General features: G+C 61.3%; 16 protein-coding genes. 12 read left to right on the forward strand and 4 right to left on the reverse strand.

Annotated elements, in window-relative coordinates; all coding sequences use genetic code 11:
- Positions 1–173: 173 nt before the first annotated feature.
- Positions 174–971 (reverse strand): helix-turn-helix domain-containing protein, encoded by a 798-nt coding sequence (locus tag NKI22_RS24570; protein WP_084642854.1) that lies wholly within the window; start codon positions 969–971, stop codon positions 174–176.
- A gap of 277 nt (positions 972–1,248) precedes the next feature.
- Between NKI22_RS24570 and NKI22_RS24575 the strand changes: the two genes are divergently transcribed.
- The 6 genes from NKI22_RS24575 to NKI22_RS24600 all read left to right on the forward strand — a co-directional run bounded on the left by NKI22_RS24575 (position 1,249) and on the right by NKI22_RS24600 (position 10,231).
- Positions 1,249–2,715 (forward strand): alpha-glucosidase/alpha-galactosidase, encoded by a 1,467-nt coding sequence (locus NKI22_RS24575; RefSeq protein ID WP_023720679.1) that lies wholly within the window; start codon positions 1,249–1,251, stop codon positions 2,713–2,715.
- Between the two features lie 122 nt (positions 2,716–2,837).
- Entirely contained in the window at positions 2,838–4,922 is a 2,085-nt protein-coding gene (locus NKI22_RS24580; RefSeq protein WP_023720678.1) for an ABC transporter substrate-binding protein, read from the forward strand.
- A 104-nt stretch (positions 4,923–5,026) separates the two neighbouring features.
- Positions 5,027–6,034: an ABC transporter permease gene (locus NKI22_RS24585; RefSeq protein ID WP_031194486.1), complete on the forward strand. Its 1,008-nt coding sequence runs from the start codon at positions 5,027–5,029 to the stop codon at positions 6,032–6,034.
- Between the two features lies 1 nt (position 6,035).
- Positions 6,036–7,169, forward strand: a complete 1,134-nt coding sequence (locus NKI22_RS24590) for an ABC transporter permease (protein ID WP_031194485.1) — start codon at positions 6,036–6,038, stop codon at positions 7,167–7,169.
- A 9-nt stretch (positions 7,170–7,178) separates the two neighbouring features.
- On the forward strand, positions 7,179–8,840 hold the full coding sequence (locus NKI22_RS24595; RefSeq protein ID WP_352958988.1) for an ABC transporter ATP-binding protein: 1,662 nt from the start codon (positions 7,179–7,181) through the stop codon (positions 8,838–8,840).
- A gap of 20 nt (positions 8,841–8,860) precedes the next feature.
- Entirely contained in the window at positions 8,861–10,231 is a 1,371-nt protein-coding gene (locus NKI22_RS24600) for an alpha-glucosidase/alpha-galactosidase (RefSeq protein WP_352639423.1), read from the forward strand.
- Positions 10,232–10,257: 26 nt separating this feature from the next.
- Here the strand turns inward: NKI22_RS24600 and NKI22_RS24605 are convergent, their stop codons facing one another.
- Complete coding sequence (locus tag NKI22_RS24605) at positions 10,258–11,460, reverse strand: ROK family transcriptional regulator (RefSeq protein WP_352639425.1); 1,203 nt, start codon at positions 11,458–11,460, stop codon at positions 10,258–10,260.
- A gap of 258 nt (positions 11,461–11,718) precedes the next feature.
- Here NKI22_RS24605 and NKI22_RS24610 point away from each other — a divergent pair, with 258 nt between their 5' ends.
- The 6 genes from NKI22_RS24610 (at position 11,719) to NKI22_RS24635 (ending at position 19,399) form a co-directional block, all read left to right on the forward strand.
- A complete protein-coding gene (locus tag NKI22_RS24610; RefSeq protein ID WP_352958975.1) occupies positions 11,719–12,990 on the forward strand; it encodes an ABC transporter substrate-binding protein in 1,272 nt (423 codons plus the stop codon).
- Positions 12,991–13,060: 70 nt separating this feature from the next.
- The gene (locus NKI22_RS24615; RefSeq protein WP_023720671.1) at positions 13,061–13,945 is read left to right on the forward strand and encodes a carbohydrate ABC transporter permease; all 885 of its coding nucleotides are present in this window, start codon (positions 13,061–13,063) and stop codon (positions 13,943–13,945) included.
- Positions 13,945–14,796, forward strand: coding sequence for a carbohydrate ABC transporter permease (locus tag NKI22_RS24620; protein ID WP_352484037.1), 852 nt, complete (start codon positions 13,945–13,947; stop codon positions 14,794–14,796). Before NKI22_RS24615 ends, NKI22_RS24620 begins: the two co-directional genes overlap by 1 nt.
- Before the next feature lie 61 nt (positions 14,797–14,857).
- The gene (locus NKI22_RS24625) at positions 14,858–15,997 is read left to right on the forward strand and encodes an ABC transporter ATP-binding protein (protein WP_023720669.1); all 1,140 of its coding nucleotides are present in this window, start codon (positions 14,858–14,860) and stop codon (positions 15,995–15,997) included.
- Between the two features lie 18 nt (positions 15,998–16,015).
- Positions 16,016–18,157, forward strand: a complete 2,142-nt coding sequence (locus NKI22_RS24630) for a beta-galactosidase (RefSeq protein WP_352639428.1) — start codon at positions 16,016–16,018, stop codon at positions 18,155–18,157.
- A 291-nt stretch (positions 18,158–18,448) separates the two neighbouring features.
- Positions 18,449–19,399 carry a phosphotransferase family protein gene (locus NKI22_RS24635; protein WP_352716149.1) on the forward strand — a complete coding sequence of 317 codons (951 nt, stop codon included), beginning with the start codon at positions 18,449–18,451 and terminating at the stop codon, positions 19,397–19,399.
- Positions 19,400–19,443: 44 nt separating this feature from the next.
- On the opposite strand, the gene ftsZ is transcribed toward NKI22_RS24635, so the two are convergent.
- Positions 19,444–20,451, reverse strand: a complete 1,008-nt coding sequence (ftsZ, locus tag NKI22_RS24640) for a cell division protein FtsZ (protein ID WP_352958977.1) — start codon at positions 20,449–20,451, stop codon at positions 19,444–19,446.
- Between the two features lie 210 nt (positions 20,452–20,661).
- Positions 20,662–21,780 (reverse strand): NAD(P)/FAD-dependent oxidoreductase, encoded by a 1,119-nt coding sequence (locus NKI22_RS24645; RefSeq protein WP_023720664.1) that lies wholly within the window; start codon positions 21,778–21,780, stop codon positions 20,662–20,664.
- Positions 21,781–21,877: the final 97 nt, after the last annotated feature.

Consider the following 21,877-nt stretch of genomic DNA (forward strand, 5'->3'; position numbering starts at 1 on the left):
TCCGGCAGTGGATTCGGGTTGTTCGGATCGGGATTGTCCATCGATCACTCCCCTGACATCTGTGGCCTGATCTCCGCTCAGAGTGGGTTGTCGCAGCGGCGATCAGGCTCTCTTGTCCTAAACCAAGGGGAAGCAAAAGCGTTCCCGATTCCGACGCCAAGCGCGGTGCGAATCTATCGGGCGGTTCCCAGGCTGGCATACATTCCGTTGGTGCGGAATTGCGTCGGGTTGATGCCGTAGAGGCGGCGGAAGACCTTCGAAAAATAATTGGCATCCTCGAAGCCGCACATGATGGCGACTTCCTTGACCGGCAGGAAATCGGCCTTCGTCAGCAACTTCGCCGCGCGCTGCAGTCGCTGCTGCAGCACGAATTCGGCGGGCGGAAGACCTTCACTCTCGGCGAAGCAGCGCGAGAAATGCGCGCGGCTCAGGCCGCTGATCTCGGCGAGATCGGCAACGCGGAGCGGCCTGTCGAGATTAGCCTTGATGTGATCGATGACCGGTTGCATGGCGCTCTTGTCGTCGGTGACGGCATGCGAGCCGAAGACATCGTCGTAGAGCGCCATGGCGGCTTCATAGGCGACAGCCGAGGCGGCTCCGGGCGAGACCGCGCCTGTGATCAGGCGTACGCTGCAATCCGCGAGATGATCGATCGTCGAGGGCTTCAGCCGAAGCACCGGACCGACGGCGGCAAGGATCGACTTGTGAATGCGCAGTGCCTCCTCGCCGTTCATCGATATCCAGAAGAATTCCCAGCGTTCGCCCCTGGCCAGCCAGTAACGGTGGTTGTGCGGCACGAGAACCAGCAACGTATCGCCCCTTTGCAGACGGTAGTTCCGGTTCTCGTAGCGCAATCGGCCGATGCCGCTGATCGTGTGCTGGAGCACGGTAAACGGCGTCTGGCCGCGCCTGCGCCCATCCCAGTCGTAGACCTCGTTCTCGCGCACTTCATAGCCCGTGCTTGTCGGCATGGTGTGCAGGCGCTGGCGGCCGCGCGGCAGCGATACCGTCCTGCCCGCCGGCCCGGCGTCGATCAAGTTCCGCAGCACAAAATTACCCCTAAAAGCATAATCCTTCTCTGGTCGCGTGCTGAATTAGGCGCATAATCCCTCGAGAAAAGCAAAAGAAACCGCGGTCAAAGAGCGGACGGGAGGAAGCGCCGGAGTCCAGCCTGCACGCCATGGCAGGCGGGCCAGGCCTGTTTTCGCCGCCTTTGCCCTAACATTCGATCAGGTCGAGGTGAGACTGATGAGTTTCAAGATCGCTATCATCGGTGCGGGAAGCGTCGGCTTCACCAAGAAGCTCTTCACCGACATTTTGTGCGTTCCTGAATTCAGGGATGTCGAATTCGCGCTGACCGATCTCAGCGAGCGCAATCTCCAGATGATCAAGTCGATCCTCGACAGGGTCGTCGAATTCAACAGGCTGCCGACCAGGGTTACAGCAACGACCGACCGCCGTGCTGCCCTCGAGGGTGCCCGCTACGTCATCAGCTGCGTTCGCGTCGGCGGTCTCGAAGCCTATGCCGACGACATCCGCATTCCGCTGAAGTATGGCATCGACCAATGCGTCGGCGACACGATTTGCGCCGGCGGCATCCTCTACGGCCAGCGCAACATTCCGGTGATCCTCGATTTCTGCAAGGATATCCTCGAAGTCGCCGAGCCTGGGGCGAAATTCCTGAACTATGCCAACCCGATGGCCATGAACACCTGGGCGGCGATCGAATATGGCAAGGTCGATACCGTCGGCCTCTGCCACGGCGTCCAGCACGGCGCCGACCAGATCGCCGAAGTGCTCGGCGCCAAGTCGCGCACCGAACTCGATTACATCTGCTCCGGCATCAATCACCAGACCTGGTTCATCGACCTGCGTCTCAACGGCCGCAAGATCGGTAAGGACGAGCTGGTTGCCGCCTTCGAGGCGCATCCGGTCTATTCGCAACAGGAAAAGCTGCGCATCGACGTCCTGAAGCGGTTCGGCGTTTATTCGACCGAAAGCAACGGCCATCTTTCCGAATACCTGCCCTGGTACCGCAAGCGGCCGGACGAAATCACCCGCTGGATCGACATGTCCGACTGGATCCACGGCGAGACCGGCGGCTACCTTCGCTATTCGACCGAAACGCGCAACTGGTTCGAAACCGAATTCCCGCAATTTCTGGAATCCGCCGCGAGGCCGATCGATCCTGCCAAGCGCTCCAACGAGCATGCCAGCCATATTCTCGAGGCGCTGGAGACGAACCGCGTTTATCGCGGTCATTTCAACGTCAAGAACAATGGCATCATCGCCAACCTGCCGCAGGATGCGATCGTCGAGTCGCCCGGCTTCGTCGATCGCTTCGGTATCAACATGGTGGCCGGCATCACGCTGCCGGAGGGCTGCGCCGCCACTTGCATTTCCTCGATCAACGTCCAGCGCATGTCGGTTCATGCGGCAATCTCCGGCGATATCGACCTGCTGAAGCTCGCGGTCCTGCACGACCCACTGGTCGGCGCGGTTTCGACCCCGGAAGAGGTTTGGCAAATGGTGGACGAGATGGTCGTCGCCCAGGCCCGCTGGCTGCCGCAATATGCCGATGCGGTGCCGGCCGCGAAGGAACGGCTTTCGAAATCCAGGGTCAAGACCCGAGAATGGGCCGGTGCGGCACGGCGCGACGTCCGTTCGATCGAGGAATTGCGTGCGGAAAAAACGGCTCTCAAGCAGGCCGTCTGAATTTCATCGGGACGGATTGCGGTAAAGTTTCGGAGGGATTTTCGGCGCCGCACCGTCTGCATAGCGTTCGAGGAGAAATGGAGCGGCGTCAACGCGCTCCTGAACAACAGGGAGGAGAGACGATGAGGAATTTTCGAAACATTGGCATTCTCGCAGGGCTGGCGCTTGGCGTCTCGGCCTCGGCGCTGAGCGCATATGCATCCGAGCCGACCGTGCCGCCGGTGCCCGCGCAATTTCCCGCCGAGGGAAAGATCAAATATGTCGCGCGCGACTCCATCCTGGAGTTCAAGGCACTTCCAGAATACCACGAACCCGATTGGGTCACCGACAAATACGTCAAGCCAGGCAAGCTGCCGCCGGTCAAGGACCGGCTCCCGAAGGAGCCGCTGGTCTTCAAGACCGGCAACATGCCGGACGGCGTCGGCGTCTACGGTGACACGATGCGCCATGTCATCGGCGGCCGGCCGGAGGGCTGGAACTACGGCGCGGGGCAGACGCAAGGCTGGGGCGGCATCGACATCGGCCTCTCCGAATGCCTTACGCGAACGGCCCCGCTTTTCCAGGTCGAAGCCAAGGACACCGAGCCGCTGCCGAACCTCGCCAGGGGCTGGGACTGGTCGAAGGACGGCCACACGCTGACGATGCATCTGGTCGAGGGCGCGAAATGGTCGGACGGCGTTCCGTTCAACGCCGACGATGTGATGTTCTACTGGGACGACGAGGTGATCGACCCCAATGTCTCGCCGCTGAACGGCGCCACGCAGGAGACCTTCGGCGTCGGCACGACGCTGAAGAAAATCGACGACTACACCGTCGAGTGGACCTTCAAGGACGCCTTTCCGAAGCAACACCTCTACGCCATGGCTTACGGCAAGTTCTGCCCCGGACCGTCGCACATCCTCAAGCCGCAGCATCCGAAATACTCGAAGAACACTTACGAGCAGTTCAAGAACGCGTTCCCGCCGGAATATATGAACATGCCCGTGATGGGTGCCTGGGTGCCGGTGGCATACCGCCCCGACGACATCATCGTCATGCGCCGTAATCCGTACTATTGGAAGGTCGACGAGAAGGGCAACCAACTGCCGTATCTCAATGAACTGCACTACAAATTATCGACCTGGGCCGACCGCGACGTTCAGGCGGTGTCGGGGGCGGCCGACATCTCCAATCTGGAGCAGCCGGAGAATTTCGTCGCCTCGCTGAAGCGGGCGGCGCAAAAGGACGCGCCGGCCCGGCTTGCCTTCGGTCCGCGGCTGATCGGCTATAATCTGCGGATGAACTTCTCCGCCAACGGCTGGGGCAATCCCGACGAGCGTGGGCAGGCGGTTCGCGAGCTGAACCGCAACGAGGATTTCCGCAAGGGCGTTACCATGGCGCTCGACCGCAAGGCGCTCGGCGACTCGCTGGTCAAGGGTCCGTTCACCGCCATCTATCCGGGCGGCTTCTCCTCGGGTACGAGCTTCTACGACCGGAAGTCGACGGTCTACTACCCCTTCGATCTCGAAGGCGCCAAGGCGGAACTCGCCAAGGCAGGCCTGAAGGACAGCGACGGCGACGGCTTCGTCAATTTTCCTGCCGGCACCGCCGGCGGAAAGAATGTCGAGATCGTGATGCTCGTCAACAATGACTACACCACCGACAAGAGCCTCGCGGAGGGCGTCGTCGGCCAGATGGAGAGGCTAGGTCTTCGCGTTGTCCTGAACGGGTTGAACGGCGTCCAGCGCGACGCGTCCATGTATTCTGGCCGTTTCGATTGGATGGTCAGGCGCAATGATGAGGAGCTCACCTCGGTCGTACAGAACACCGAGCAACTGGCGCCGATCGGCCCACGCACAAGCTGGAACCATCGCGCTCCGGAAAACGGCCAGGTCGATCTGATGCCGTTCGAGAAGGACCTCGTCGACATCGTCAACAAGTTCGTCTCGGCGCAGGACAACGACGAGCGCGCCAGCCTGATGAAGCAGTTCCAGAAGATCTCGACGCAACACGTCTATACCGTCGGGCTGACCGAATATCCCGGCGCGCTGATCATCAACAACCGCTTCTCCAATATCCCGCAGGGAACGCCGATCTTCATGTTCAACTGGGCCGAAGATTCGATCATTCGTGAAAGGGTCTGGGTCGCTGTCGACAAGCAGCAGAAATATGAACTGTTCCCCGAACAGCTTCCCGGAAAGCCCGGCGACAAGGGTCCGACGAACTGAGTTTCCTCCCCTGACTTGAAAATTCCCGGCCGCGCTGCTGGCGCGGCCGGGACAAAGCCAGCGGCAAGGGGATAACTGAAACCGAGCGAGGAGAGAAACGGCCGATGCTGCGATTTCTGCTTATGCGCATAGCATCCGCATTACCGGTTCTCGCCATTTTGAGCGTGGTTACCTTCGCGATCATCCAGGCCCCGCCGGGCAACTATGCCGACTACATCCGCTTGCAGCTCATCAACCAGGGTGGAGCCTCCTTTGCCGAGGCCGATGCGCAGGCGAAGGCTTATAGCGTGGAGCATGGCCTCGATAAGCCGGTTCCGCTCCAATACCTGAACTGGATCGCCGGCATCGTCACCCGCGGCGACTTCGGCTACAGCCTGTATTACAACAAGCCCGTCGCCGACGTGGTGGGCGAGCGGCTGCCGCGCACGCTGCTGCTTGCGCTTGTCTGCCATCTCTTGGCTTCGGTGCTGGGCATCGGCTTTGGCATCTGGGCGGCGACCAGACAGTACAGCTGGATCGACAGTACGCTGTCAGCGATTTCCTTCCTCGGCATGACGGTGCCGCGCTTCCTGATGGCGCTGATCATCGTCTACCTGCTGGTCTTCCAGTTCAATGTGTCCGAGATCGGCAGCTTCTTTTCGCCGCAATTTGGCGGGGCGCCGTGGTCCTGGGCGAAGTTCGTCGATCTCGTCCGGCATGTCTGGCCGGTTGTCGCCATCGCCACCTTTGGCGGGCTCGCCTACAACATGCGGGTGATGCGCGGCAATTTGCTCGACACGCTGAACGCGCAATATGTCGAAACCGCTCGCGCCAAGGGTCTCAGCGGTGGTGCGGTCGTGATGCGCCATGCGGTGCCCAATGCGCTGCATCCGCTGGTCATGTATCAGGGCGTGGTGCTGCCCTATATGCTGACCGGCGAGATCGAGACTGCGATCATCTTTGCCCTGCCGACCGTCGGCCCGGCGATCGTCGGTTCGATGGCGGTTGGCGACGTCTATGTCACGGCGACCTTCATGATGGTGCTGTCGGCGACGCTGATCGTCGGCAACATCATCGCCGACATGCTGCTCGTCATGCTCGATCCGCGTGTGCGCCAATATGCAGGGTCCTGAGATGCTTGTGTTCGAGCCCTCGCTGCCGCCACTTGCCGAGGAGCCGGCCAAGATCAAGCCGCGCGGCAATGAGAGCTACATCGCACTCGTCTGGCGCCGCCTGAAACGGTCCTGGACCGGCATGGCCGGGCTCATCCTGGTCGCGTTTCTGGTGCTGCTGGCGGTGTTTGCCGACTTCTTCGCACCGATGGATCCCAAGGTGACCGATGTCGGCTTCGCCCCGCCGCAGATGATGAGCTTCCATGACAAGGACGGCAACTTCGTCTTCCAGCCACGCGTCTATGCCCTGGCGGATTCGGAAGACCTCGACCCGGTTACCTTCCAACCCGTCGTCGGGCCGGACTACGACCATCCGCGGCTGCTCGGCTTCTTCGTCAAGGGAGCGGAGTACAGACTGCTCGGCCTGCTTCCCGCGAACCGGCACTTCTTCGGCTCGACCGACGGCCAGCCGGTGCACTTCCTTGGCACCGACAAATTCGGCCGCGATGTGCTGGCTCGTGCGATTTATGGTTCGCGCATCTCGTTGATGATCGCATTGACCGTGGTTTTCATCGTCACCGTGATCGGCACGACGGTCGGCATGGTGTCGGGTTATTTCGGCGGCACATTCGATGTCTGGGTCCAGCGCTTCGTCGAACTGGTGCTCGCATTTCCGCAATTGCCGCTTTATCTGGCGCTAACGTCGCTGGTTCCGGTGACGGCGCCGACAAATGTCTTCCTGGCCTTCGTGATCGTCGTCATGTCGGCGCTTGGCTGGGCGCAGATGTCGCGCGAGGTGCGCGGCAAGACCCTGGCGCTGGCGCGAATCGACTACGTCCGTGCGGCGATGGCGGTCGGCGCCACGGATGGCCGCATCATCATGCAGCACATTTTCCCAAACGTGATGAGCCACGTGATCGTTGCCGTCACATTGGCGATCCCCAGTGTCGTCCTGCTCGAATCCTTCCTCGGTTTTCTCGGCTTCGCGGTGAAGCCGCCACTGATCTCCTGGGGGCTGATGCTGCAAGACACCGCCACCTATTCGGTCATTGGCACCTATCCCTGGATCCTCTCGCCGGTCGGCTTCGTGCTTGTCACCGTCTTCGCGTTCAACGCGCTTGGCGACGGACTGCGCGATGCAGTCGATCCTTATTGACGTGACATGATGCAACACGCGCTCGTCAAATCTTTCGCACCGCCTGTCCGGCTCGACCATGATGGACGTTCGGAAAACCCGGTCATCGATGCCCGCAACATCGCCGTCGATTTCAAGGTCGAGCACGGCATGGTGGAAGCGGTCAAGGACATCTCCTTCCAGCTCTATCGCGGCGAGACGATCGCCATTGTCGGCGAGTCCGGATCGGGCAAGTCGGTGACGGCGCGCACCGTCATGGGACTGTTGTCGAAGCGTGCGGTCGTGTCGCCGAAATCGACCGTCGAATACAATGGGGCGAACATCCTGAAATTTTCCGAGCGTGCCCGGCGCAAACTGCGCGGCGACCGCATCTCGATGATCTTCCAGGAACCGATGAGTTCGCTCAACCCGATCTACACGATCGGCAGCCAGATCGTCGAGGCGATACGGGTGCATCGCAAGATGAGCCGCAGGCAGGCCGAGGCAAGGGCGCTCGAGCTGCTGCAGCAGGTGCAAATTCCTGAGCCCCAGGCGCGGCTGAAGCAGTATCCGCACCAGCTTTCCGGCGGTCAGCGCCAGCGTGTGATGATCGCCATGGCGCTGGCCAACGATCCGGACGTGCTGATCGCCGATGAGCCGACGACGGCGCTCGACGTGACGGTTCAGGCGCAAATCCTCAATCTCATCCGCAACCTGCAGAAGAAACTGCGCATGGCGGTGATCCTGATCACGCACGACCTGACCGTGGTGCGGCAGTTCTCCGACTATGTCTACGTCATGCAGCATGGGGAGATGCGCGAGCACAATGTGACGGAGAAGCTGTTCGCCAATCCGCAGCATCCCTACACATGCCACCTGCTTGCCTCCGAGCCGCGCGGCCAGGCAAATCCGTTGCCGGAAGGCGCCGACGTCATTCTTGAGGCCAAGGGTGTGCGCGTCTCCTTCATGCTGCGGCACGGCACGTTCATGAAGCCGGATCTGCGCGAACTTGTCGCCGTCGACAGCCTCAGCCTGACCCTCCGGCGGCACGAGACGCTGGGCCTCGTCGGCGGATCGGGCAAGACCACGTTCGGCGAGGCGTTGCTCAGGCTCAACACCACGGACAGCGGCGAGATCTATTTCGATGGCCAGCCGATCCATGGCTGTTCGCGGGCGCAGATGCGGCCGCTGCGGTCGCGCATGCAGGTCGTCTTCCAGGACCCGTTCTCGTCGCTCAACCCGCGCATGACGATCGGCCAGATCATCGAGGAAGGGCTTGTCGTCAACCGCATCGGCGCCACGAGGAACGATCGGATCGAGCGGGTGCGCGAGGCACTGATCAGCGCCGGCATGCCGGGCGATATCCTGTCGCGCTTCCCGCACGAGTTTTCCGGCGGCCAGCGCCAGCGTATTGCGATTGCCCGCGCCGTCGCGCTCGAACCGGAATTCATCGTACTCGACGAGCCGACATCGGCGCTGGATCTCTCGGTCCAGGCGCAGATCATCGAACTGCTGCGCAAGCTGCAGCGCGAACGGGGCCTGAGCTACATCTTCATCTCGCACGATCTCAAAGTCGTGCGGGCGCTGTGCCATCGCGTCATCGTCATGCAGCACGGCCGGATCGTCGAAGAGGGGCCTGTCGACGAAGTCCTGTCCCATCCCAAAACCGCTTACACCGAACGGCTGGTCAAAGCCGCTTTCGAGGTAGCCTGATTGTTATGCCGGAGGTTATTGTGGCAAGAAATCCCAAGGTCGCTTTCATCGGAGCTGGCTCGACGGTGTTCATGAGGAACATCGTTGGTGACATATTGCAGCGTCCGGCTTTATCCGGCGCGACGATCGCACTGATGGACATCAATCCGCAAAGACTTGAAGAAAGTGCAATCGTCGTTGGCAAGTTGATCTCGACGCTTGGCGTAAAGGCCAAAGCCGAAACCTATTCGGACCAGCGCAAGGCGCTGGCGGGCGCCGATTTCGTCGTCGTCGCCTTCCAGATCGGCGGCTACGAGCCCTGCACGGTCACCGACTTCGAAGTTCCGAAGAAATACGGGCTGCGCCAGACCATCGCCGATACGCTCGGCGTCGGCGGCATCATGCGAGGCTTGAGAACCGTGCCGCATCTGTGGAAGATCTGCGAAGACATGCTCGCGGTCTGCCCGCAGGCTATCATGCTGCAATATGTCAACCCGATGGCGATCAACACCTGGGCGATCGCGGAGAAATACCCCGACATCAAGCAGGTCGGCCTCTGCCATTCGGTGCAAGGCACGGCAATGGAGCTGGCGCATGATCTCGACATTCCCTACGAGGAGATTCGCTATCGCTCGGCCGGCATCAATCACATGGCCTTCTACCTGAAGTTCGAGCATCGCCAGCCGGACGGCTCCTATCGCAACCTCTATCCGGATCTGCTGCGCGCCTATAGCGAAGGGCGGGCGCCGAAGCCGGGGTGGAACCCGCGCTGCCCGAACAAGGTGCGCTACGAGATGCTGAAGCGCCTCGGTTACTTCGTCACTGAAAGCTCCGAACATTTCGCGGAATACACGCCCTATTTCATCAAGGACGGGCGCGAAGATCTGATCGAGAAATTCGGTATCCCGCTCGACGAGTATCCGAAGCGCTGCATCGAGCAGATCGAACGCTGGAAGGGGCAAGCGGAAGCCTATCGCTCGGCTGACAAGATCGAAGTGGAGCAGTCGAAGGAATATGCGTCCTCGATCATGAATTCGGTCTGGACCGGCGAGCCGTCGGTGATCTACGGCAATGTCCGCAACAATGGCTGCATCACGTCATTGCCATATAATTGCGCGGCCGAGGTGCCGTGCCTCGTCGACGCCTCCGGCATTCAACCCACCTTCATCGGCGACCTGCCGGTGCAGCTTACTGCGCTAATCCGCACCAATATCAACGTCCAGGAGCTGACGGTCCAGGCGCTGATGACCGAGAACCGCGAGCACATCTATCACGCGGCGATGATGGACCCGCACACGGCGGCTGAGCTCGACCTCGACCAGATATGGTCGCTGGTCGATGATTTGCTGGTTGCGCATGGCGATTGGCTGCCGGCCTGGGCGCGCGGAGCGCGCAGCGTTCGGGCGGCCTGAGGCGCAGGGCTGTCTATTTCACTCGCCTATGCCGACCATAAAGCCCGCTTTGAAAGCGGCGCGGCGTTGCCGGCCGATGTCTCGAAATCGAAGAGCTTCTGCGTCACCAGTGCAGCCGCCCCTCTTGCCCAGGAATTGTCCTCCCAGTCCAGCAGCATTGGCGGTGCTTGTCGAAAGGTGTTTTGCCCGAGCATCACCCGCATCGGGCCAAACAGCGCGTCGCCAAACGATACCGCTTCACCGCCGACAACAATGACCTCCGGGTCGGTGATGTTGACAAGATTGGCGAGATGCCGGCCGACGCCACGTCCGGCTTCTTCGAGAATGGCGACGGCTCGCGGTTCGCGGTCTGCCAAGGCTTCCATAAGGGTCGCTTTGCAATCCGCTTCGTCGTGCCCGGTGGCTTCGCGCCATGTGCGCAGGATCGCCGGCTCGGCGTAATAGGCCATCAGGCAGCCGCGTTTTCCGCACTCGCAAAGGCGGCCGTTCTCCTCATAGGAGGTGTGACCGAATTTGCCGGCAGCACCGTTCGCACCGCGATAGAGTTTGCCTTCGAAGACGAGCGCACAGCCGATCCCGACGCCGATCGCCAGCACCGCCATATTGCGGTGCTGGCGTCCGAGGCCGAAGAGTTGCTGGGCAATGGCGTAGGCATTGGTGTCGTCCTCAAGCCACACGGGGACGTCCACCCGTTCGGCCAGCATCGGGCCAAGGGGAACGTTGTCCCAGTTATAGCGATTGCTGCGGATACACACGGCCTTCTGGTTGTCTATGACGCCAGGCATTGAAACGCCGATCCCGGCAAGCTTGGCGCCGGGCCGATCGACAATCGCAATCAGCTCCGGCACCGCCTTGGCCAACGCCTTTGTAATACGGTCGGGATCGCTGTCCGAGAGCTTGACGCGCATGGAACCCAGCGGATTGGTCGCAAGATCGGTGACCACGCATTCGACCGACCCGACCATCAGCTTGAAACCTATGGCGAGGCCGTTTGCGTAGTTGATATCCACCGGGATAGGGCGGCGCCCGGCCGAGCCCACGACTGTCTTGCCCTCGATCAGCAGGCCATCCTCGATGAGGTCCGCCACGACGAAGGTGACGGCCGCCGGACTGAGGCCGGTAACGGACGCTATGTCGGCCCGGCTGCGCGGACCCTCCTGCCGCAAGAGATTGAGGATCAGTCTCCGGTTCATCGCCCGGGTCGTGCTCGGGTCACCCTTGAGCTTCACGGACTTATTCCTTAATTTTGTAAATTAATTATTGCCTCTCGATCAAACATATGCGTAAGTTTGCCCAACTGTTCAACACCCGAACCGGGGTTAACGAAAATAATCCGGTTCATACCGGCAGCCACCGCGCTCTGAAGGAGCGGGCAAGCATGTTGTCTTGCCCGGGAGATGCGTTGTCGGGTTCGCACAGCGCCGGTGAGGGGGACGACCGCGTCGGCCGCGATGCCGGGCAGAATTAACAACAAGGGAGGAGTGACAATGACGTTCAAGTGGATCGAAAAGCCGTCGACGCGGCGCAATTTCCTTAAGGGAGCCGGTGGCGTTTCCGCCGCGGTGCTCACGGGCTTTCCAATGCTGGCACTCAGCCAGTCGAGCGAAGTCACCATCATTTCAGATGAAAACAATGCCGATGCCCTGCAGATTTTGCGGCGCATCGCGGCCGATTTCGAGAAGCAGTCAGGCACCAAAGTTGTGATCAACAACATGGATCACGAGGCCCACAAGACCGCGATCCGCAACTACCTTGTGGCCGGCGCGCCGGATGTCTGCTTCTGGTTCTCCGGAAACCGCATGCGTGCCTTCGTCAACCGCGGCCTGTTCGACGACATTTCGGATCTGTTCGAGAAGGAAAAATACAAGGACGCGCTGGGTGCTACGACCGGTGCCGTCACGGTCGACGGCAAGCAGTATGGACTGCCGACCGGCGGCACGATGTGGGGCATGTTCTATCGCAAGGACGTCTTTGCCGAGCACGGACTTACGGTACCGGCGACCTGGGACGAATTCCTCGCTTACGGCCAGAAATCCAAGGCCGCCGGCCTAATCCCCGTCAGCATCGGCACCAAGGAACTCTGGCCGGCGGCCGGATGGTTCGATCAGATGAACCTGCGCATCAATGGTCTCGACAAGCACTTCGCCTTGATGAACGGCAAGATGGCCTATACCGACCCGGCGCTGAAGCCTGTTTTCGACCACTGGGAGGAGCTGATCAGGCAGGGTTTCTTCACGCCGGATCAAACCTCGTTCGGCTGGCAGGAGGCCGGCGCCTTCCTCGCCCAGAAGAAGGCCGGCATGATGAATCTCGGTGCCTTCGTGAAGGCTACTTTCCCTGAGCAGGATCTCGAGCAGCTGACATTCGCGCCTTTCCCGAAGATTGACGCCGCCCTCGACCGTTACGAAGAATTCTCGGTCAATTCGGTCCACATCCCGGCCAACGCCAAGAACAAGGCGGGTGCCCGCGAGTTCCTCGCCTTCTTTTACCAGCCGGAAAATTTCGGCCCCTATCTGGAACCTGGCGGCAACGTTCCGCCGCGCAACGACCTTCCAGCCAGCAAGGACCCGCTGGTCAACGCGGCTGTGGAAAGCCTCAAGACGGTGGCCGGCACGTCGCAATATTACGACCGCGACACCGATCCCGACATGGCCCAGGCGGGTCTGGTCGGTTTCCAGGAATTCATGGCCAAGCCGGAGCGCCGGGATGCCATTCTTCAGCGACTCGAGGGAACCCGTCGCCGGATCTTCAAGATCTAGCGCCTCCCAGCCGAGGGGAGCGGGGTCTTGCCCGCTCCCCGATGCGTTCCGGTGAATGAGGTCTCCCAAAATGACGAAGCTTTGGCGCCGCCATCGCTGGTGGCTGACACCGACACTTCTGATCCTGCCCGCTGCTGTGCTGTTTTCCGTCGTCATTCTGGCCTCTGCGGTCGAGAGCCTATGGATCAGCCTGCACGAATGGGACGGCTTCAGCCCGATGGTCTGGATCGGCCTTGGCAACTACCGCGAATTGTTCGCCGACCCGCAGTTCTATGTTTCGCTGAAGAACAATCTGATCTGGCTGGTGATGTTCATGCTGGCGCCGCCGCTCGGCCTCGCCATCGCGCTGCTCGTCAGCCAGAAAATCCGCGGCATGCGCCTGCTCAAGTCGCTGTTCTTCATTCCGCTGGTGCTGGCTTCGGTTGCCGTCGGCGTTGTCTTCACCTGGGTCTATACGCCGGAATTCGGACTTCTCGCCCTGATCTTCCGCACCTTCGGCGCGACCGCCCCGGCAGTGCTGTCGGATGAAAACTTCGTCACCTTCGCCGTCGTGATCGCAGCGTTGTGGCCGCAGATCGCCTTCTGCATGGTGCTCTATCTCGCCGGCCTCAACAATCTCAGCGAGGACCTGATCGGCGCCGGGCGGGTCGACGGCGCCAGGGGCTGGAACATGCTGCGCCACATCGTGTTGCCGCAACTGACACAGGTCACCTTTATCGCCATCGCTGTCACCGTCGTCGGCGCACTGCGTTCCTTCGACATGGTCTCGGTGATGACCAGCGGCGGCCCCTTCGGTTCGTCCGAGGTGCTTGCCTATCAGATGTTCGAGCAGTCCATCTTTTCCTACCGCTTCGGCTATGGCGCGGCCATTGCCTCGGTGCTGTTCGTGATCATGGCGGTCTTCATCGCCTGGTACCTGACGCGGATGATCCGCGCCGATGAAAGGGGCGGCTGATGTTTCCCCGCCCGATTCCCGAAACTGCTATTTGGCAGCGTCGCCTCTATGTCGTGCTGGTGGTCGGCATCCTGATTGTCTGGCTGGCGCCGCTCTTTGCCATCATTCTTACCTCGTTCCGCTCTACGCAGGATGTCATGGGCGGCAATCTGTGGGGCTGGCCGACCCAATTCGGCCTGGTCGACAACTACACGGCAGTCTTCACCCAGACGCCGATGGCCCGCTACTTCCTCAACAGCCTGACGATCACCATCCCCTCGGTGATCGGCGTTCTCATCTTGAGCACGCTCGCCGGGTTCGTGCTCGCCCGTTACCGATTTCGCGGCAACATGCTCGTCTTCGCCCTGTTCGTCGGCGGAAACTTCCTGCCGCACCAGATCATGATGATCCCGGTCCGCGATCTCATGGTGCGGCTCAACCTCTACGACACGATGTCGGCCCTGATCATCTTCCACATCGCCTTCCAGACCGGGTTTGCAACACTGTTCATGCGCAACTTCATCGCCGCCTTGCCGGGAGAACTGTTTCAGGCAGCCAGGGCCGAGGGCGCGACACCGTTTCAGACATTGGTACACGTCGTCGTCCCACTGGTACGGCCGGCTCTCGCGGCGCTTGCCATCCTGCTCTTCACCTTCATCTGGAACGATTATTTCTGGGCGGTCGTGCTCACCATCAGCGATACCGTAAAACCGGTCACCGCCGGCCTTGCCAATCTGCGCGGCGAATGGGTCTCGGCCTGGAACTTGATCTCGGCTGGAACCATCGTCGTGGCTTTGCCACCAGTCGCCATGTTCTTCCTTATGCAGAAGCACTTCATCACCGGCCTCACCATGGGAGCGGTCAAGGGATGAACGACCATGGCTTCAAGGCGTCGCCCATCCGATTCGAAACTGATTTTGCAAGCAGGGCTCCATGACCAGTCTTGAACTCCGGCAGATACAAAAGAATTATGGCACCTATCATGCACTGCGCGGCATTGATCTCAGCGTCGAACAGGGCGAGTTCATTGTCACCGTCGGGCCGTCCGGTTGTGGCAAGTCAACGCTGTTGAAGATCATTGCCGGGCTTGAAACCGTTTCGACCGGTGAAATTCTCATCAACAACCGTGATGTCACCACCACCGAGCCGGGTGAGCGCGGCATTGCCATGGTTTTTCAGTCTTATGCGCTTTACCCGCATATGACCGTCGCCGAGAACATGGGTTTCGGCCTGCGCATGGCGCATCGCCCCAAGGCCGAGATCGATGCCGCCGTGCTGCGAGCCGCCAAGATCCTTCGCATTACCGACCAGCTCGACAAGCGGCCGAAACAGCTTTCCGGCGGCCAGCGTCAGCGTGTGGCGATTGGCCGTGCCATAACCCGCTCGCCCGACGTGTTCCTGTTCGACGAACCGCTATCCAACCTTGACGCAGCGCTGCGCACGCAGATGCGCGTCGAGCTTTCCGATCTGCACGCCAGGCTCGGCGCCACCATGGTCTATGTCACGCACGACCAGACCGAGGCGATGACAATGGCGAGCCGTATCGTCGTGCTCAATCGCGGCTCGGTCGAGCAGGTGGGCGCTCCGCTCGAACTCTACCGCAATCCGGCCAATCTCTTCGTCGCGGGCTTCCTCGGCGCACCCCGAATGAATTTTTTCGAAGTGACCGTCGCCGCTGTCTCCGGCGGCGCCGCCACGCTGTCGACCGCCGGTCTTTCTCCTTTGGCTGTCGAACTGACGGAAGCGGCATCCGTACAGGTCGGCGATAGGGTGACAATGGGGATTCGGCCGGAGAGCATCAGCCTGGCCGCGGAAGGGACAGCGAGTTTTGCAGGACGGGTGCGGCTGGTCGAGCATCTCGGCCGCGAGACCATCCTCTATGCCGACGCCGGCCCGCTGCAATGCGTCAGTTCTGAAAGCGGCAGCGGCAACGTCACCGTCCAGATCGGCCATGCGAGCGCTGTCTCTGCCGACGCGACCGTCGGCTTAAAGGTCGAGCCGCGTGACGTCTATCTCTTTTCCTCTGTCGATGAGCGGACCATCAGTGCCCGTAAACCCACCATCACCGACTGACCTGCAGGAGTATCCTTCGTGAACAAGACTTCAAACGGCCGCGCCCTGTCGGTCTGGCGGACGATCCAGACCGACCGCTTTCTGGTCGGCGCGCCGCATTACCCCGAGCATGTGGACGAGAGTTACTGGGACAATGACGCCAGGCGCATGGCCGAGGCCGGCTTCAACGTCGCCCGCCTCGGCGAATTCGCCTGGCACATTTTCGAACCGCGTGAAGGCACCTTCGATTTCGACCTGTTCGACCGGGCAATCGAGGGCCTCGCGCGTCGCGGCGTCAACACGATCCTGTGCACGCCGACCGCCACCCCGCCGCGCTGGCTGACCGCAAAGCATCCGGAAATCCTGCGGCTTGATGGAAATGGCCGGTCGATGGGCCACGGCTCGCGCCAGTATGCCGACACCAGCAGCCCGGTGTTTCGCGACTATAGCCGCAAGATTACCAGGGCGATGGCGGACCACTACCGCGACAATGCAAATGTCATAGGCTGGCAGACCGACAACGAACTCAACACCAGCATGCCGGAATCCTATTCGCCGTCGGCATTGAAGGAATTCCAGGCTTATCTCCAGGAAACCTACAAGACGATAGACAGGCTGAACTTCGCCTGGGGTGGCGATTTCTGGGCGACGGCTTACGGCGATTTCAGCGAAATTGTCTTCCCGCTGGATTTTTCCCCGTCCTTTCCCGGTCCCGGTCACCTCCAGGACTACCACCGTTTTCTCGCGTTTTCGACAGCACGGTTCCAGCACGACCAGGTCGAGATCCTGAGAGCCACGAATGCCGGTTGGTTCATCTTCCACAATCTCGGCGGATTGCGCGATATCGATTTTCGAGGCCAGTTCTCCACCGATCTCGACTTTGTCGGCTACGATATCTACCCGTTCCTCTATGACGAGTTCTTTCGCCTCGGCAACCACGCCAAGATCCAGGCACTGCATCTCGACATCTGCAGGGGATTTTCCGGCAACTACATAGTGCCGGAACAACAGTCAGGTTTTGGCGCCCAGCCGGGCTTCTGCACGCTGACGCCGGAGCCGGGCGAAATGCGACGCATGGCGATGTCGTCCGTTGCGCGTGGCGCCGATGGCATCATGTTCTTCCGCTGGCGTCCCGCGCATTTCGGCGCCGAGATATACTGGATGGGCATCATCGATCACGATGATGTCGCTCGCCGCCGCTACGACGAAGCGAGGCAGTTCGCCACCGAGATGACGGCGCTTAAAGACAAGATCCTAGGCACCCATGTGCGGATGGATGTCGGCATCGCCGGCTCGGACTTCGACAATCAGGAAGCCCACAAAACCTTCCCGATCGGCTTGCCGAGCCCGCAGGACGACGCAACCTTGCTGCATCAGTATTGCTATGACCGCGGCATCGCCTGCGGCTTCATCCACCCGGAAGACGATCTATCGAAGCTCAAGGTGTTCTACGTGCCGCATTGGGTGATCTGGAAGGACAACTGGACCGAGCGGCTGCAAGTCTTTGCCGAAAATGGCGGTATCATCATCATCGGCGCGCGCACGGGAACCCGCGACGAAAACAACCACGTCATCCGCGAGACAGCGCCGGGCCGGTCGCTGTCGAAGCTGACCGGTGTTCGCGTCGAGGATTTCGGGCGGCTGGCGGCACCTGGGGCTAATGGCCTGTTCAACACCATGTCGCGCTCCGGCGGGCTCGTCATTCCTCCCGACAGACCGGCCGAATCCAGCCGCCGCATCCGTCGTTATACCTTCGGCAACCACGAGTTCGATGCCGGTTATTTCTATGAGAACCTCGCAGTCGAACCGGAAGTCGAAATTATCGGGGTTTGGTCGAACCGCTACGCGGTGGGAGCGCCTGCAATCACTTCCCGCGCCGTCGGCAAGGGCCGTGTGCTCTATGTCGGCACCTACCTGACTCCGGAACTGACGGCTCAGCTCGCAACCCGCACTTTCGCCGACGCGAACGTGGAGCCTCTGGTTCCGGATCTGCCGGACGGCGTCGAGGTGACGATGCGCGAGAATGATGAACGCCAGCTTCTGTTCATGCAAAACATCAAGGACACGCCGGTTGCGGTAACCGGCGTTCCCGCCGGCAGCAACCTGCTCGACGGCAAAAGGCCTGTCTCCGGAGTGCTGACCCTGGACGGCTATGGCTGTGCTATCATCGAATTGATCTGATGCGATACGATATGCCGCCAGCAGGTTCAAGATAGAAGAAGAGGGAGGTCAGTTTCCAGTCCACAGAATATCGAAAATGGTGAGAGCGTTGATTTTTTGGTAATGTTCTACTGGGAGATTTGGTAGACTGTTGACAGAGGAGGAGAAATTCTGTGGACGAGATGCCGAAAACTACTCGGAATTTGCGTTTCTCCCTGGCGCTTGGAATCGTGTCCTGGCTGTTGCTCGGTTCGTCCGTTCCGGCCGCGGCTGCCAGAGGATTTTCTGAGAGCGCATTTTGGCGATGGCCAGATGTCGCTTGAGCGGATCGTCGGCGGCCAATCCAACCCGACCTATTTCGTCGACTACGGCGGCCGCCGCATGGTGCTGCGCAAGAAACCTCCGGGACCGATCCTGCGCGGCGCTCATGCCGTCGATCGCGAATACAGGGTGATCGAAGCGCTAGCGGCGACAGAGGTGCCGGTGCCGCGGCCGGTGCTCTTTCACGACGGCGACGAGCCGCTCGGCACGCCATTCTACCTGATGCAGCGGCTCGACGGCCGGGTGTTCCACGATGGCTCGTTGCCGGGACTGGCGCCGGACGAGCGGCGCGGCATCTATTTTGGCATGGCCGAGGCGCTGGCAAAACTGCACGCAGTCCGGCCGGAAGAGGTCGGGCTCGGCGATTATGGCCGTCCCGGGAACTATTTTGAACGACAGATCGCGCGCTGGACCAGACAGTTGCGGGAATCGCCGAGCGAGCGCATCACCGCGCTCGAAGCCGTCGCCGAATGGCTGCCGCGACATCTTCCGCCAGATGACGGCCACGTCTCGATCGCGCATGGCGACTTCCGTTTCGGCAACCTCATCTTCCATCCCGAGCGGCCCGAAGTGATCGGCATACTCGACTGGGAGTTATCGACCCTTGGCCATCCGCTTGCCGATCTCGGCTTCTGCTCGATGCCCTGGCATTCCTCGCCTGACGAATATGGCGGCATCCTCGGCCTCGATCAGGCAGCGCTCGGCATTCCGACACAGCGCGAATTCCTCGATCATTACTTTGCCTACGCAGTGCTGACGGCGCCGCTGCAGCACTTCCATCTGGTGTTTGCCATGTTCCGCTTTGCCGTGATTTTCGTCGGCATCGCCGACCGCGTGATGGCCGGCAGCGCGGTTGCGGCCGATGCGGCCGACGTGTCGCCGCTGGCCGGCCGTTTTGCTGCACGCGCCATGGAAGTCATCGATGGCACGCGGCCCTGGTGAGGAGAGGCTGGCAATCAGCTGAGCGAGCCGCACGCGATACGCGTTCAGTTCATTCGAACTTCCGGTTCCGCCAGCAGTGGAATCTCCAGGCCACGCCGCAAGCCGGTCGCGACGACCGACACCCTGAATTTTCCGGCGAGTGCCTTGTCGAAGATGGCGCCGACGATGATGTCGGCATCGTTGTCGACCTCCTCGCGGATGCGGGTAGCCGCTTCATCGACCTCGAACAGCGTCATGTCCATGCCGCCCGATATCGAGACAAGGACGCCCTTGGCGCCCATCATCGAAGCTTCGTCGAGCAGCGGGTTGGCGATTGCCGCTTCCGCCGCCTTCTTGGCACGGCCTTCTCCGGCGGCCTCGCCGGTTCCCATCATGGCGCGACCCATGTCGCGCATCACCGACTTCACATCGGCGAAGTCGAGATTGATCAGCCCTTCCTTGACGATCAGATCGGTGATGCAGCCGACACCTGCATAGAGAACCCGGTCGGCCATGGCGAATGCGTCGGCGAACGTGGTTCTGGCGTCGGCGATCCTGAACAGGTTCTGGTTGGGGATGACGATGACGGTATCGGCGCTTTCGCGCAGGCGCTCGATGCCGTCATCGGCAGCGTGCATGCGGCGCCTGCCTTCGAAGACGAATGGCTTGGTGACGACGGCGACGGTCAGTATTCCAGCTGCCCGCGCTGCCTGCGCTATAACAGGCGCGGCACCTGTTCCGGTTCCACCTCCCATGCCGGCGGTCACGAAGCACATATGCGTTCCAGCAAGGTGATCCATGATCTCGTCGATGGATTCCACGGCCGCGGCACGGCCGACCTCGGGCAGGGACCCGGCGCCCAGACCTTCGGTGATATGAGCGCCCAACTGGATCAGCCTCGTTGCCTTCGACATGGCAAGGGCCTGGGCATCGGTGTTGGCGACGATGAATTCCGCGCCCTGCAGGCCTTCGGCGATCATGTTGTTGACGGCGTTGCCGCCGCCGCCGCCGACCCCGACGACGGTGATCTTAGGCCTTATCTCCGAGATTACCGGCCTCGTCGCGGTGTTCATTGCCGTTCTCCCTGGATACGCCGAGTGGTCGCTGGAAGCTTGTCCCGGGCGCACTGCGAAAACTTTGAACCGGGCAGTGCGAATCAGAACAGCCCAGAATGCAGGGAATCAGAGCGCGGAGCGGGCTGCAAGTGCGCGATGTGCCTCTTAGGCGACTTGCGCCTGAAAGTTCACGCAATGCGCCTCAGATCGTGGCGCGGGCGCCGCACGCTACAACTTCGGCGCGAGGCGCTGCGCGACATGATCGGCAATCGCCAGGCAGGAGGTCAGGCCGGGGCTTTCGATGCCGAACAGGTTGAGCAGGCTGTCCACGCCATGCACCGCCACGTCCTGGATGACGAAGTCGGCATTGGCCTCACCGGGACCGGACAGTTTTGGCCGGATGCCGCTATAGGCGGGCTGCAGGCTGCCATCGGCCAGGTTCGGCCAGTATTTGCGGATCTCGCTGTAGAAGCGCTCGCCACGAGCTGGATCGACGCGATAGTCGAGTTGATCAGTCCATTCGACGTCCGGCCCGAAGCGGGTGACGCCGTCGAGATCGAGCGTCAGATGAACACCGAGTCCGCCTGGTTCGGGTACTGGATAGATCAGCCGCGAGAAGGGCGCCCGGCCGGCCACCGAAAAATAATTGCCTTTGGCGTAATGGAGCTTTGGCACGAACTGCTGATCTAGCCCTTCAAGCGAGCGGGCAAGCGCTGCGGCGCTAAGCCCGGCCGCATTGACGAAGCGTGTGGTAGCGGTCTCGAAGCGCTCGCCGCCGGTAGCGTCCACCGTGTCGAGCACGACGCGGCCCGCTTCGATGCGGCCGGCGGCGACGCGGGTGTTGAGGCTGAGTGCCGCCCCGTGCTCCTCGGCATCAGCCAGCAAGGCAAGCATCAGGGCATGGCTGTCGACGATCCCGGTGGCCGGCGACAGCAGCGCCGCCGTGCACTTGAGGCTGGGTTCCAGCGCATGTGCCTCGGCTTCGCTCAAGGGCGCCAGGTCGCCGGCGCCGCAAGCGCGCGCATTGGCCCGGATCGAGGCGAGCACCGGCTCCTGTTCGGCATTTGTGGCGACGATGAGCTTGCCGCAGCGCAAATGCGGGATCGCACACTCGTCGCAGTAGCGATAGAGCTTTTCCCGGCCCGCCACGCAGAACCGGGCTTTCAGCGATCCAAGTGGATAGTGGAGGCCGGCGTGGATGACCTCGGAATTGCGCGCACTTGTTCCGGTGCCGATGGCGCTCTCGGCTTCCAGCACCAGCGTGTCGATGCCGCGCTTCGCCATCTCTCGCGCGATCGCCAGGCCAACGACGCCGGCGCCGGCGACAATGCAGTCGATTTGGTCCACGATCAGGTCAAGCCGAAGTTCTGCATGCGTCCATCCATCCGCTGGCCCTGTCGAAAGCGCTTGACACTATATCGTTCGAGAAAGATGCATCAAACCG

The sequence above is a fragment of the Mesorhizobium sp. M0778 genome (genome assembly GCF_040320105.1).
In the GTDB taxonomy this organism is placed as follows: Bacteria; Pseudomonadota; Alphaproteobacteria; order Rhizobiales; family Rhizobiaceae; genus Mesorhizobium.